This is a genomic window from Chryseobacterium sp. RLHN22 (assembly GCF_051011795.1).
Classification (GTDB): Bacteria; Bacteroidota; Bacteroidia; order Flavobacteriales; family Weeksellaceae; genus Chryseobacterium; species Chryseobacterium zhengzhouense.
The window spans coordinates 68,259-82,168 of the sequence record NZ_JBPCHW010000001.1 but is presented as its reverse complement, the minus strand read 5'-3'; the positions used below and the strand labels follow the sequence as shown (position 1 = coordinate 82,168).

At 34.5% G+C, this 13,910-nt stretch carries 12 protein-coding genes and 1 tRNA gene; 6 read left to right on the top strand and 7 right to left on the bottom strand.

What is annotated here, in order from left to right:
* Window position 1 precedes the first annotated feature (1 nt).
* Together ACR1PN_RS00420 and ACR1PN_RS00415 are read left to right on the top strand one after the other, a co-directional pair.
* Complete coding sequence (locus tag ACR1PN_RS00420) at window positions 2–520, top strand: DsbA family protein (protein ID WP_433978386.1); 519 nt, start codon at window positions 2–4, stop codon at window positions 518–520.
* A gap of 318 nt (window positions 521–838) precedes the next feature.
* Window positions 839–1,660: an alpha/beta fold hydrolase gene (locus ACR1PN_RS00415; protein ID WP_433978385.1), complete on the top strand. Its 822-nt coding sequence runs from the start codon at window positions 839–841 to the stop codon at window positions 1,658–1,660.
* A gap of 171 nt (window positions 1,661–1,831) precedes the next feature.
* Here the strand turns inward: ACR1PN_RS00415 and ACR1PN_RS00410 are convergent.
* From ACR1PN_RS00410 to ACR1PN_RS00395, 4 genes are all read right to left on the bottom strand, one after another.
* Window positions 1,832–1,903: transfer RNA gene (locus ACR1PN_RS00410), tRNA-Arg, on the bottom strand.
* A 52-nt stretch (window positions 1,904–1,955) separates the two neighbouring features.
* Window positions 1,956–3,725: a TonB-dependent receptor gene (locus tag ACR1PN_RS00405; RefSeq protein ID WP_433978384.1), complete on the bottom strand. Its 1,770-nt coding sequence runs from the start codon at window positions 3,723–3,725 to the stop codon at window positions 1,956–1,958.
* A gap of 30 nt (window positions 3,726–3,755) precedes the next feature.
* The gene (locus ACR1PN_RS00400) at window positions 3,756–4,241 is read right to left on the bottom strand and encodes a hypothetical protein (protein ID WP_378173597.1); all 486 of its coding nucleotides are present in this window, start codon (window positions 4,239–4,241) and stop codon (window positions 3,756–3,758) included.
* An 11-nt stretch (window positions 4,242–4,252) separates the two neighbouring features.
* A complete protein-coding gene (locus ACR1PN_RS00395; protein ID WP_433978383.1) occupies window positions 4,253–7,219 on the bottom strand; it encodes a tetratricopeptide repeat protein in 2,967 nt (988 codons plus the stop codon).
* Between the two features lie 251 nt (window positions 7,220–7,470).
* Here ACR1PN_RS00395 and ACR1PN_RS00390 point away from each other — a divergent pair, with 251 nt between their 5' ends.
* The 3 genes from ACR1PN_RS00390 (at window position 7,471) to ACR1PN_RS00380 (ending at window position 10,298) form a co-directional block, all read left to right on the top strand.
* On the top strand, window positions 7,471–9,141 hold the full coding sequence (locus tag ACR1PN_RS00390) for an APC family permease (protein ID WP_433978382.1): 1,671 nt from the start codon (window positions 7,471–7,473) through the stop codon (window positions 9,139–9,141).
* Window positions 9,142–9,148: 7 nt separating this feature from the next.
* Window positions 9,149–9,760, top strand: a complete 612-nt coding sequence (locus tag ACR1PN_RS00385; protein ID WP_433978381.1) for a hypothetical protein — start codon at window positions 9,149–9,151, stop codon at window positions 9,758–9,760.
* 193 nt (window positions 9,761–9,953) lie between these two features.
* Entirely contained in the window at window positions 9,954–10,298 is a 345-nt protein-coding gene (locus ACR1PN_RS00380; RefSeq protein ID WP_433978380.1) for an Mpo1-like protein, read from the top strand.
* A 159-nt stretch (window positions 10,299–10,457) separates the two neighbouring features.
* Here ACR1PN_RS00380 and ACR1PN_RS00375 read toward each other — a convergent pair whose 3' ends face one another.
* Window positions 10,458–10,916, bottom strand: coding sequence for a lipocalin family protein (locus ACR1PN_RS00375; RefSeq protein WP_433978379.1), 459 nt, complete (start codon window positions 10,914–10,916; stop codon window positions 10,458–10,460).
* 240 nt (window positions 10,917–11,156) lie between these two features.
* Here ACR1PN_RS00375 and ACR1PN_RS00370 point away from each other — a divergent pair, with 240 nt between their 5' ends.
* Window positions 11,157–11,501, top strand: a complete 345-nt coding sequence (locus tag ACR1PN_RS00370; RefSeq protein ID WP_433978378.1) for a DUF4377 domain-containing protein — start codon at window positions 11,157–11,159, stop codon at window positions 11,499–11,501.
* Between the two features lie 56 nt (window positions 11,502–11,557).
* On the opposite strand, the gene ACR1PN_RS00365 is transcribed toward ACR1PN_RS00370, so the two are convergent.
* Together ACR1PN_RS00365 and dgt are read right to left on the bottom strand one after the other, a co-directional pair.
* Complete coding sequence (locus ACR1PN_RS00365) at window positions 11,558–12,454, bottom strand: SPFH domain-containing protein (RefSeq protein WP_378173619.1); 897 nt, start codon at window positions 12,452–12,454, stop codon at window positions 11,558–11,560.
* A 74-nt stretch (window positions 12,455–12,528) separates the two neighbouring features.
* Window positions 12,529–13,884, bottom strand: a complete 1,356-nt coding sequence (gene dgt / locus ACR1PN_RS00360) for a dGTP triphosphohydrolase (RefSeq protein WP_433978703.1) — start codon at window positions 13,882–13,884, stop codon at window positions 12,529–12,531.
* Between the last annotated feature and the right edge of the window lie 26 nt (window positions 13,885–13,910).

Sequence of the window (13,910 nt, the reverse complement as noted above, 5' to 3'; positions counted from 1 at the left end):
TATGTCACTAAAACCATCAGTCAGCACAACTGACCACGCCCAAGGTAACGACAATGCCGACCTTGTAATTGTAGAATACGGCGATTATCAGTGTCCGTATTGCGGAGCCGCTTATCCTGTTTTGAAAGAATTAATGAAAGAATTCGGAAGTCAGGTAAAATTTGTTTTCAGGAATTTTCCTTTGTCGGAAATGCATCAATACGCAAGACCTGCCGCCATTGCAGCTGAAGCGGCCAATCTTCAGGGGAAATTTTGGGAAATGCACGATGCGATCTACGAAAATCAGGGATCTCTGAATGAATTGTTCTTATTTGAGCTTGCAGAAAAAATAGGATTAAATGTTTCTCAGTTTAAAACAGATATTCAGAAGGCTGAACTGGAAGATAAAGTAGATTCGGATTTTGAAAGCGGAATCATGAGCGGTGTGAACGGAACGCCTTCTTTTTTCGTGAATGATAAAAAATTCAATGGCAGTGCGATGGATTTGTTTCAGCTGATACGGGAGAATGCGGTTGGGTAAACTACAAAAGGCACAAAGTTTTTTACACTTAAGTTAGTGTAAGTTCACACTAAACTTTATAAAAGTACAATTAAGTTTTTTTAACAGCGAATCTCACGCAGCCCGACTTGAGCGGAAATCCTTTTTACGCAGCGCAGCGGAGTGAAAAGATTGGGAGCGGAAGGCGGAAACAGCTGCCCCAATAAAAAATATTCAACAAAATGTGCGAAATTAAACTAGATTAATTTCTATCAACTTTATCCATCATACATTTGCTAAAGAAATAAGACAACAAATATTATCAAATAAATTAATCACAACATTAAAAATTTAAACAAAATGAGTACACTAAAATTAAAAGACGGAACTGAAATTTTTTATAAAGATCAAGGAGAAGGACCGGTATTGATGTTTCACCACGGATGGCCTTTATCGTCTGATGATTGGGATGCACAGGTGATTTTCTTTTTACAGAGAGGTTACAGAGTGATTTCTCACGACAGAAGAGGTCACGGAAGATCAAGTCAGAATATTTATAACCACACGATTGAGCAATATGCTTCTGATGCTGCAGAATTGGTTGAGTTTTTAGATTTGAAAGATGTTGTTCATATCGGACATTCTACAGGAGGCGGTGAAGTGATCCGCTATGTAAACAAATATGCTAATGGTAGAGCTAAAAAAGCGGTTTTAATCAGTGCAGTTCCGCCGATAATGGTAAAAAGCGAAAGTAATCCGGACGGAGTTCCAATGGAAGTTTTTGACAATATCAGAGAGCAAACTTTGAACAACAGAAACCAATTTTATATTGATTTGACTTTCCCTTTCTACGGATACAACAGAGAAGGCGCTAATGTAAAAGAAGGTGTACAAAGAAACTGGTGGAGACAGGGAATGATGGGTGGAATTGTTGCTCATTATGATGGAATCAAAGCGTTTTCTGAAACAGATTTCACGGAAGATTTGAAAGCGGTGGATATTCCTGTTTTGGTAATGCACGGTGAAGATGACCAGATTGTTCCTATCGAAAATGCTGCATTAAAATCAATTAAATTATTAAAGAACGGAAAGTTAATTACTTACCCAGGTTTCCCTCACGGAATGCCGACTACGGAGCACGAAACTATTAATAAGGATCTTTTGGAGTTTATTGAGGGGTAATCAAAAATATAGAGAAAGTAAAAGTGAATCGATTGATTCACTTTTTTTATTTAATTATTTAAGCTCTTATACTAACAAATTTTTACTTTATCTAAAATATAAAATATTACTACAGCTTGTTATGTAGAAAAATGGCTCAATTTAGATTAAATTAGAGCCATTTTAGCATTGTGGCCGCAGAAGGATTCGAACCCTCACTGTCGGAGCCGAAATCCGAAGTTCTATCCATTAAACTATGCAGCCGATTATTAATAATTGATATAACAATCATTCATCGCTTATCATTTACCAATATTTAGAATGTAATCTTCACACCTCCCACAACCTGTGCACCCAGAACTTTGTAGCCTTTGTACGTTTGGTATTTTGAGCTTAGAAGATTGTTTCCGAGTGCGAAAATACTGAAATTTTTGTGAATTTTATACTCTGCGGATAAGTTTAAATCAGCATATCCACCAACTTTATCATCGGTATCTTCTGTAGACTGAAAAAACAACGACGGATTCCCCACTCCTTCAAGCATATACGAATTGGTCGTCCTGTCGCTTGCAAAAATTCCTTTGAAGCCTAAAGACAGTTTTTTCTCAAACATGGTATATTTTGCACCGATGCTTCCGGTCAATAAAGGAACGTTGTAGATATTATCGTAGTTTTTTAAATCATACTTTAAAAACCTTACGTCAGCATCCAAAATAAGGTTTTCTAAAGGAAAATACTGTAAACTCCCTTTGATATCGCTTACATTTCCGTCATCATATACTGCCGAAAAAGTATTCGCAAAATCGTAACCCGGTCTGTCTAAAGTAAACTCATTCGAGAAAAGATTATTCGCTCCGAAAAACATTATGTTTTTCATTTTTCCCCAACCTGCAGAAACATCATATTTAAAAGTTTCATCGATATCTCCTCTTAAACCTGCATATACATGATACTGCGTTTCCGTAGGTCTCAACATTTGATCAGATACCAAAAACGGATTTTCCTGTAACAGTTCAGCGTAAGTATTTAGTTTTAAACCACCGTCAACTCCACCGTAGAATTTAAATTCTTTTGAAGCCGCCACCTGAAATTCAGCCTGTGGAAACCAGTAGGTCTTGTTATTTTTTAATTCTTCCTCTAAAATTAAGTTGGAATTTCTTGCATTCAGAAAATTGATTCCTGAGCCTAACATCAAATAAGATTCTCCTTTAGCGAAAGTCAGTTTCGGAGTAATTCCTCCATTGAAAAACGTTGCTGAGTTTTTATTTAATAAAGCAAAATCTGTTTTTACAGTTTCCAAGCCTAAACCTAAATCAGTATTCATAACGATTCCGCTTTTTCCAAGTTCTACAGCATGTTTTGAAAGATTTGCCAAAATGGAAGCCTGATTTTCTTTTGCATCAAAATGATCCGATAAAAATGAAGATTTCACTCGTACATCATTCAGAATTTCATTTGAATAAAAGTCGTAGTAACCATTTACCTTAAACTGATTGACTTTCTGCTTCAAATCAACATCCGCAGAAGGCGCCAAAGCATAAATTCCGTAGTAATTATAGTTGTTTAAACCATATTCAGCGTTCACATTGATTTTCCCCTTTTCACCGTAAGAATTTAAGAAAGCGCCCAATGTTGCCGAGCTCTGTTTAGAATCCCAAGGATACACTTTTTTAAGTCCGTTGGTTGATAAAACGTGAACATCTGCTCCAACTTCAAGTTTATTTTTTAGGGTTGTCGAAATATTAGCATCTGCTAAAATTTTCCCATAATTTCCCATTCCCAGCTGGAAATAATTATTCTGTGCTGTTCCATCAAATTTCGGAGCCACATCTTCTCCCTGAATCGTTGAAGTTTTAAAATCTGAAACTGCAGGAACATCCGTAATCGTATATTTCACAGGATTTGCAGATTTCTCTTCCGGTGGGTAATTTTTCTCAATCACGACAGAAGTTTTTTTCTTCTCAATTTTCTTTACTTCCGGCTCTCTTTTTTTATTAAGAATCAGCTTTTCTTCTTTAATCTGAGAAAACGCTACAGACGAAACTCCTAAGAATAATATAGATAATATTTGAATTTTCTTGTTCATATTTTCTTTATTTGAAAAATAGATGAGAACTTATTTATTTGAAGCTATATAATTGCCCAATAAAACCTTCCCAGTTTGCTTTGTATAAGTTTTACCAAGCCTGAATATATTAAACAGCCAAAGGCTTTGATAAACTTCTAATTTGTATTGATAATTTTTAGTTGTATTGTTTTCGGTAATATCATAACTGTACGTTTCAGTATATGGAAAATAAGACGGAAGAAGTCCTACAGTCAACATACTTCCAATCATCGGATTTCCACATGGCGGACTATATGAATGAATGGGATAAAGCTTTAATATAGCAGTATTTGTACTATCATCAACAATATTATAAATATCTGAATGTTTTAAAATTTCATACTCTTTTTTCAAATCCTTATTCGCAACAAAAACGTTTTGTTTTGAAAAATCTGCTTTCACATTTCTATATTCCTTGGCTACATTATATGAAGGAATACAGCTACAAAGCAAACCGGATAATGAAAAAAAATATATTAAAACTTTAAGTTTCATTCTTTCTGATTTTACTTTTTAATAGTCTTTTTAACCTCCTTTGCTTCCGCTACAATTTCAGGGAAATCGGCATAGTTTGCGATAATCTGGTCACAGGTATAACTCGCCTGATAATTATCTTTTAAACCAACATAATTTTTCGCCATCAATACCAAAGCTTTTGCACCCCAATAATCTTCTGATGCGTAGTTATTGGCAATTTTAAAGATGGTTTCGTTGGATGACTTAAATGCTTTTCCTTTATTCTGGTAGAATGCTTTTGCATACAATGCTTCAGCAGCAACTTCAGTATTGGATGATTTTTCAAGAGCAGTATACGCTGTTTGAGCATCTTTATCCTTTCCTGAATTCATCAGACTTCTCGCCTTGATTACTTTTGCGGTTTCAATGACTGCTGCAGAGTTTTTATTGTTGGCAATTACGGCATTGGCTAATTTTTCAGCTTCTGAGAAATTCTTTTCTTCCGCATACATTTTCATCAATTCAACATTGGCGTAATTTTTAACGTTGATATTCGATGAATTTTTAATGTTCTCTAAATATTTTTTAGCCTCAGCCGAATTCCCTTGTGCAATATAAATTTGAGAAACTCTCGTTGCAGCATCATCCTGATAATCATTCTGAACATTGGCAACTTCTTGAAGAACCAGCAATGCTTTTGTAGGATTATTCGTCTGATAATAACTTTCTCCCAACTCATATTTAGCCTGATAAAGACCTTCTCCCGTTGGATTTTGAGTTAAATATTTCTCGTAATAAGAAATTGCATTTTTGTAATCTTTCTTCGTGAAATACTGTTTTCCGGTTGATAAATTGATTTCGTCAATTTCTGATGCATCAACATTTACACCGATATTTCTTGCGAAACTTTCATATCCTGAAACATCACCGCTTTTTGTGAAGATAGGTTTTGCAGCCTGAACAATTTTCTGTGCATACGCCGTATTTTTATATTGTTCGCCTAAAGATTTCAGCTCAGATAATGCTTTATCATTTTGATTTTGGTCGATATAATTCTGCGCTCTGTAAATCGATGCGTTTGCTACCAAATCTTTATCAGAGGAAGATTTAACAACTTTTCCGAAGAAATCATTTGAGTTATTGTAATCATTTTGAGCTGCATAAGCTACACCAATTTCATACTGTGCATCATCGATATATTCTGACGCAGGATATTTTGAAATCAGTGATTTTAAGTTGGTGATTTTTGCTGCATTGTCGTCTTTAAATCCTAAAGCCAAAGCTTTTTGGTATAAAGTATAATCTGTAGCATCTTCATTGTTTTTATCGTAAATCGCAATCGCCTGATCCAAATCGTTATTGGCATAATTAATATCTGCTAAACGAAGTTCAGCATCATTTTTAAACTCAGGTTTTGGATTTTTTAAATACTGTGTAAAATACTGTTCAGCCTGATCAAACTTTTTAGACTTAAAATAAGCATACCCCAAATCGTAAGGAAGCTGTTGTCTTTCAGGGAAAGTTTCGTTCAACAATTTTTCATAACGAACAATTGCAGAAGGATAATTTCCTTTCTGGTAATAAACCTGCCCTAACCAATACAACGCTCTGCTGTGGAATTCTTTATTTAAATCAAATTCTAAACTTCTCAGGAAATACTTTTCAGCTTCATCAAAATTACCTTTATTGAACTCTTCCGTTCCCAGCAAATAAGAAACTTCCTGATCTACCTTGTCAGTTTCAGGAGTTGAATTTGGTAATTTATCAATCGCATTCAGCGTTTCTTTAAAGTTGCCGGAATACAGATAAGATTTCACCAAAAGCGATCTCATTTCCGAAGTTTTCGGATCATTGGTGTTGATGGTAATATAATCCTGAATAACGTTTGTAGGGTTTTCAAAAGGATTTCCGATGTCGTAACTTAATTTTGCGTACTGTTCGTGAGCCAGTTTTTTCACACTCTTATCATAATCCATCTGATAAGACGAACGGAATGCAGAAAGAGCTTCCTGTTTTTTATCAACCGCCAAATAAGCATTTCCCAACTGATAATAAGCATTTTGTGCCAATGCTGAATTGCTGTTCAGTAATTGGTTGTAGTAAGAAACTGCTTCATCATACTTTTTCAGCTGTGCGGCAACAAATCCCATTTCATACAAATCATTTTCTGAAGGATTCAGCTGTACCGCCAAATAATCTTTCAGATGCGGATAAGCAGAGTTGTAATCATTCTTCATGAAATAAGATTCCCCGATGATTTTGTGAACTTCCGCTTTATAAGAATCTGAAATATCTTCATTTAATAAAGCTGTTCCTTCCGAAATCGCCTTGTCGTAATCTTTATCATTATAATACATCTGCACATAATACGGACGCACCAGTTTTGAAAATTTAGGCTGATCTTTTACTGAATCAAAATATTGAAAAGCCTGATCATTTTCTCTTTTTGAATAATGCAGGTGTCCCAACATATAGGCAATATCGCCTTTCTGAGATTCATCGGCAGTTTTATAAGCTTCTTCAAGCGCATCAATCGCACCTTTAGAATCGCCCATCATAAATTTAGCATATCCCAATTTCAGAATATATTGTGTATTTTCTTCTTTGGTTAATTGATATTGATTTACTTTCTTTAAAGTTTTTAATGCTTCCTTAAAATCCTTTTTAGCCAAATAATAATCTGCCAAAGGTAAATTTGCCTGAGCAAAATACGCCGAGTTCGGATATTCTTTCATGAAAGCCGTCAAACCCTCTTCCGCATGATTTTTCTGAAGAATAACTCCGATTACGTTATCAAAAAACTGCGCCGCTTCTTTTTTCGACTGCACCAGATTCTGATTGTAGAAATACTGTCGAGCATATTCGTATTGGGAAGCGTTGTATATTTTAGTCTGATAAAGATTCTGAGCAAGATTAAACCTGTAGTTTTCCTTTTGGGTAAAGTATTGAGACTGTTGCGCTTCGGAGACTCCGAAATAAAAAACAGCAGCCGCTAAAAGTATTTTTTTTGATTTCATTAATATCAAATTTTAAAATGGGAAAGGCTTCAAAAATGAGACCATTTATTTTAAATTTCAGATAAGATTTTATCCACAAATTATGAACGAAAATATCAAAAAGATATTGTATAAACAAGCATTTTTACATAATGTTAGTATGTGGATTATTTTTTAATATTAATTAACTTTTCATGAAGAAATATTAAGAAAATCTTAATTATTTATCAGAAATAATTACATTTGTTTTTTTCAAAATAAATAATCTTTCAATGAATCAACTTTTCAGAAGAAAACAATACTCAGAATCAGACACATCTACCAATTTATTGAGAGTTCTTGGAGTCTGGGACATCGTATTTTTCGGTATTGCAGCCATCATTGGAGCCGGAAGCTTCAGTAGTTTGGGTGAAGCTGTTTTCAGAGGCGGTCCCGGTGTTATTCTTCTGTACCTGATTTGTGGTTTTGCCTGCGGATTTACAGCGTTATGCTATGCTGAATTTGCAAGCCGAATTCCGAAAGCCGGTTCTGCTTATACGTATGCTTATGCAAGTTTTGGTGAATTAATAGCTTGGGTAATTGGCTGGGCTTTAATTATGGAATATTCTTTCGGAAATATTTATGTTGCTTTCTCATGGTCGGATTATTTTACAAGTTTTCTTGAGCGCCTTGGAATGCATATTCCTGATTACTTAACCTGTAGTTATACTGAAGCTAAAAAAGCATTTGAAAAAGGCTCTGAAAACAAAGAGCTCATTAATGCATGGGTAAATGCACCATTATTAGGAAGTTTAAAATTTATTGTTGATATTCCCGCGTTAGTTATCAATGGATTAATTACATGGCTTTGCTACCGTGGTGTGAAAGAGAGTAAAAATTTCAACAACTCTTTGGTTATTTTAAAATTAGCCGTAATTATCTTGGTTATTTTGGTTGGATGTGCCTATTTAAATACTGAAAACTGGACTCCCGTAAGCTTGGAAACAGGAATGCCATCTTTTATGCCGAATGGTTTTGCCGGAGTAATGAGTGCCGTTTCAGGAGTTTTCTTTGCTTATATTGGTTTTGATGCATTGAGCGTACTTTCTGAAGAAACAAAAGATCCGCAGAAAACTTTGCCAAAAGGGATGATCATTTCTTTAGTTCTTTGTACGGTAATTTATATTGCTCTGACTTTAGTCTTAACCGGAATGGTAGATTACAGAAAATTTGACAATATCGGAGATCCACTATCCTTTATATTTGAAAAGTCTAATGCTAATGTTGCATGGATGGAGCTTACGGTTTCTTTCGTGGCAATTGTAGCAATTACTACTGTTTTATTGGTTTTCCAGATGGGACAGCCGAGAATCTGGTACGCCATGAGCCGTGACGGATTGATGCCTAAAAAATTTCAGGATGTGCACCCTAAATATAAAACTCCTTCATTTGCAACAATTGTTACCGGTATTGTAGTGGGAGTTCCTATTATTTTCACAGATAAAACATTCATTTTAGATTTTACAAGTATCGGAACTATTTTCGCCTTTGTATTGGTTTGCGCAGGAGTTTTGATGCTTCCTCCTAAAGAAAAACTTAAAGGACGTTTTCATCTTCCTTATATTAACGGGAAAATAATTTTTCCTATCATCTTTATTGGCGGACTGATTGGATTTTATTTTTACCAACCATCTTTCTTTAATAATCTGATGGACTGGAAAGATCCAAAAGAAGGTGAATTCAGAGCTTCTATTTTCTTTTTTATCTTAATAAATCTTGCTCTTTGTCTAATTACTTTCATTAAAAACTTTTCACTGATCCCATTAATCGGTTTAAGCTCATGTCTATATCTTCTTACAGGAATGAGCCACGAAAACTGGTATTATTTCGGTTTATGGTTTGCTGTAGGCTTAATTATTTATTTCTGTTACGGATATAAAAACAGCAAGCTTAGAAACGCTTAATTAAGTAATGAAATATCTCTTAGGTTTATTATTTTTAATTGTTATCGGATGCAACAAATCTAAAATTGAATCTGAAGAAAATTTATCGACAGAAAAATCAGAAGCGAAGAAAATTCCCTATAAAGAATTTCTAACTTCAATTAATAGAAAGTCGAGAGACGAGAAAAAGAATTATCTTTTTAAATATATCAATTATGATATTCCAGATTACTGGACTTCTACTCCATGGTCATTTAATGGGACCTCGAGAGAGCCACAAAAAGGAACAATTGCCTGCGGTTATTTTGTAACCAATACATTAACCGATTTTGGTTTTGATATCAACCGAACTTATTTGGCACAACAAGCTTCATCTATTATGATAAAAAAGCTTTGCAAAGACTTCAAATATTTTAGCAAAAGACAGGATTTAGATAACTATATTTTAAGTAAAGATAAAAATCAGGTGTATCTTGTCGGTTTAGATTTTCATACAGGTTTCATTACTCGTGAAAACAAAGACACCTATTTTATTCATTCCAGCTATATTAACAACAAGGGTGTTGTAAAAGAACTGACTAAAAATTCACAAGCTTTAAATGCCTCCAAAACTTTTATGATTGGAACTTTAAATTACTGATAATTTTTTAGGATAATCATCATTCAGGTTTATAATATTCAAAATAACCCTAACAAAATGAAAGCTTTAAAAAGCATTAGGCAAGAATGCTTAAATCAACATATTGATTTTCAACCTTTCATCCTCTTCATTCTTTAAGTATTTGGCGGAATTATTGCTAATATTCTTTTAGGACCTCAAAACTATAAACGCCATGTCTGAAAGAATAAAAACCTTCGCCGAGTTTTATCAATATTATCTCACTGAGCACAGCAAAACAGGAACACGGATTTTCCATTTTATCGGAACTTTTTTAGTGTTTTTTGTCATTGGATACGTGATTTATTCAGGTAAAGAACGTTTTTTATGGTATGTTCCCATCTTTGGATATGGTTTTGCTTGGTTGAGTCATGCTATTATTGAAAAAAATAAGCCGGCTACGTTCAGGTATCCATTGTGGTCTTTGATTTCAGATTTCCGGCTGTTTTTTGAACTATTGATTGGAAAGCAGAAATTCACAGGCAATGAAAACAAACCTGAAGAATCACAGAAATTGTAATTGTCATCAAATTTTGTGAGGGGATTTTGTTATTTTTTGAAACATAAAATTAATTTTAACGGCATAATGGTCAATACCTTTGCATGTTTGCACCAAACCACAAAAACCGATGTTATATCTCCAAATAGGTAACTTTATCTTAGAAATTTAATGCTATCATCAATATTGCTTTTCAAGAATATCATAATGAACAGTATTCATTACTTTTTCTGCCAACTTGTCTCCATCAACTTTAATACGTATAGGAATGTAGGATGATAATGTAATTGTTTTATCCTTATTTAAAGTAATAACAGATTCTTCGAGAATCTGATCTTCTACGTAAAACACAATTCTGTCCTCATTTATTTTCCAGAAAGAAAGTCTTGGTTCACTAGGCGTACAATTTCCGGAACTTCCTTGTATACGGTTATAAATTGCAAACCCATCCTCCCTTATAGAATAATTTCTCATCAGGCGGCAATCATCAAAATCTTTGACTGCCTTTTTACCATTTTCGTAAAACCCAGCTTCTTTCAGCTTCCAGAACCCGATCACATCTTCTTTTTTTATTTTTTGTGCATTACACAGAAAAACCGCTGTAAAAAACAATATCCCTGCCCCACTTCTATTCGTCATTGATCTTTTTATTTGAAAAACGAAAATACAATAATCATCCAAATTATAAGAAAGCCTTTAGCAGTACATTTTAATTTCTTTACTTCATGTTCATGTAGTATTGATTAATTCTGCATCATTACCATTTCGGGTTAAAGGATCAGAAATATTCAAATTAGATTATTGAAAACTCATAAACGAGAGAAAATGCATAGAAAAAATTCGGCACGGTAATTGTCAATTAGGCTAAAAAATAAGTTTATGAAAAGTATTACAACCATTCTGAAAACAACTCTTCCTGCAATGGCATTGTTTACCTTGACGTACTGTACAACAGCCAACACAACAGGAACTGATGAAAAAATATTTATCGTAGGACCGGAAACGGCCGACTGCACTGGAGTTGCTCCGATGAAATGTCTTCAGGTAAAAGAAAAAGAATCCGGCAATTGGGAAAATTTCTACAGCAATATCGAAGGTTTCACTTACGAACCCGGTTTTGAATACACTTTAAAAGTACGAACCGAAAAAATTGAAAATCCGCCAATGGATGGTTCTTCCATAAGATATATTTTGGTAAAGGAGATTTCTAAAGTGAAAAAATAAAAAATACCTCTCAAAAATCTGAGAGGTATTTTAAATATTATTAAAGATTCCTTTTACTAACCAATAGCATCGTCAATCTTCTGCGTTGCCGCCATAGAAACCACCAAATCATTCAGCATCGAACTTGCAGCAGTCGGAGAATTTGGCAATAGCACTAAATTACTTCTGTTATTAGCACCAATCGACTGCAAAGTATCGTAATGTTGCGTTACAACAATTAATGCAGAGGCTTCCTGTGGTTTGATATTGACTGAGTTCAGCATTCCGACAGATTCCTGAAGACCTTTTGCAATCTCTCTTCTTTGATCTGCAATACCCTGCCCCTGCAGTTTTTTAGATTCTGCTTCAGCTTTTGCAACGGCCACAATTCTGATTCGCTGTGCCTCAGATTCATATTCAGCAGCTGTTTTTTCACGTTCAGCAGCGTTGATTCTGTTCATGGCATGTTTTACCTGTTCGTCCGGATCGATATCGGTTACCAAAGCTTTGATGATATCGTAACCATAACTGTTCATTGCTTCCTGTAACTCTCCTTTCACCGCTACAGCAATATCATCTTTTCGGACGAAAACATCATCCAGCTTCATTTTCGGAACTTCCGCTCTTACTACATCAAAAACGAATGAAGTAATCTGGGCTTCAGGATTTTCAAGTCTGTAATATGCATCTCCAACCTGAGTTCTGATTACCTGATATTGTACGGAAATTTTCATTTTAATAAAAACATTGTCCAAAGTCTTGGTATCAATCATCACATCAAGCTGCTGAATTCTAAGATTCATTCTTCTTGGGATCTGATCAATAAAAGGAATTTTAAGCTGTAATCCTGCATGACGCACAGAATTAAATTTCCCTAAACGTTCAACAATTGCTGCTGTCTCCTGCTTTACGATGAAGAACGAAGCAAATAATGTTATAAGTCCGAAAAAGACCAAAATACCTAAATACACCATAATGTTTTATTTTTAATTGGATATGTCGATAAGATACAAAAAAGTTACAAATGTGTCAAATGAAACTGAATAAATTACATCGTCATTCCAATGTCGATTCCTTTAATTTTTCGGTAAAGGTCTGTTGCATAATTATCGGTCATCCCGGAAACAAAATCAATCACTCCCAAGGTTTTCTGGTAATCACTACCCTCTTCATAAACAAACTGTTTCGGAATAAGTTTTAAAGCTTTTGTATCATAAGACTTTCTCTCGTTTTTGGCTTTTAAAATGGAAGGAATAAAATGATCAAGCAATTCATACATCACATTGTAACCGGCATTTTCAATTTCCACCACAGCTCTGTGATTGTAGATTTTCTCAATGGAAAAACTTTCAATATCCTGTAAGGTTTTGTTTTCAGATTTATAAATATCCAAAAGCGCTTTATCTAAGTTTCCTTCAAGAATAGTAATAAAATTAGATTTAAAAAGCTCAACCGATTTATTGATTAAAGCATTAATCACTTTTGCTCTCAGATAAGAAATCTGCTCATTTTCATTTCCGATGGAGCTTAGTTTTGAATCAATTCTTTCAATATCATCGGTTTCCGATTTTACCAATTCAAAGAAAAGGTTTTTACAGTCTGCTGTAGAAACAATTCCCAAACGATGCGCATCTTCCATGTCGATAATATTGTAGCATATATCATCAGCGGCCTCAACGAGCCAAACGAAAGGATGTCTTTTGAAAATATAAGGTTCGTCATTTTCTTTAATCAGACTGACACCTTTTGCAATTTCAAGGAAAGTTTCTTTTTCATTCTGGAAAAAACCGAATTTCTTTCTGTGAATAATTCCCTTTTTCTTAGCAATCGCTTCGCAAGGGTATTTTGCAATACTCGCCAAAGTGGTAAAAGTAAGCTGAGTTCCGCCAAAATCTTTCCCTTGCTGTTGATGAGTAAGAACACGGATAGCATTGGCATTTCCTTCAAAATTAACCAGATCGGACCATTCTTTTTCTGAAAATTTTGATTTTAAACCACTTTCATTTCTTTCAAAATAACTTGCAATCGCATCTTCTCCGGAATGCCCGAAAGCGGGATTTCCGACATCATGACACAAACAAGCTGCTGCAATTACGTTTCCTAAATTATGGTTGTAGAAATTCTTAGAATCTTCTGTTAGTTCACTTTTGTGATTGTTGGCAATAAATTCTCCGATCACACTTCCCAAACTTCTTCCTACAGAAGAAACTTCAAGAGAATGCGTCAATCGGTTATGAACAAAAACACTTCCCGGAAGCGGAAAAACCTGAGTTTTATTTTGAAGTCTACGGAAGGCCGACGAAAAAATAATCCGGTCAAAATCTCTCTGAAAGTCGGTTCTTGAAGCTCTTGTATTTGGATTATTACCGGTTCTATGACTGGTGTAAATCTGGTTCAAATTCATCATTTTTCAAAATTAAATCAAATTTT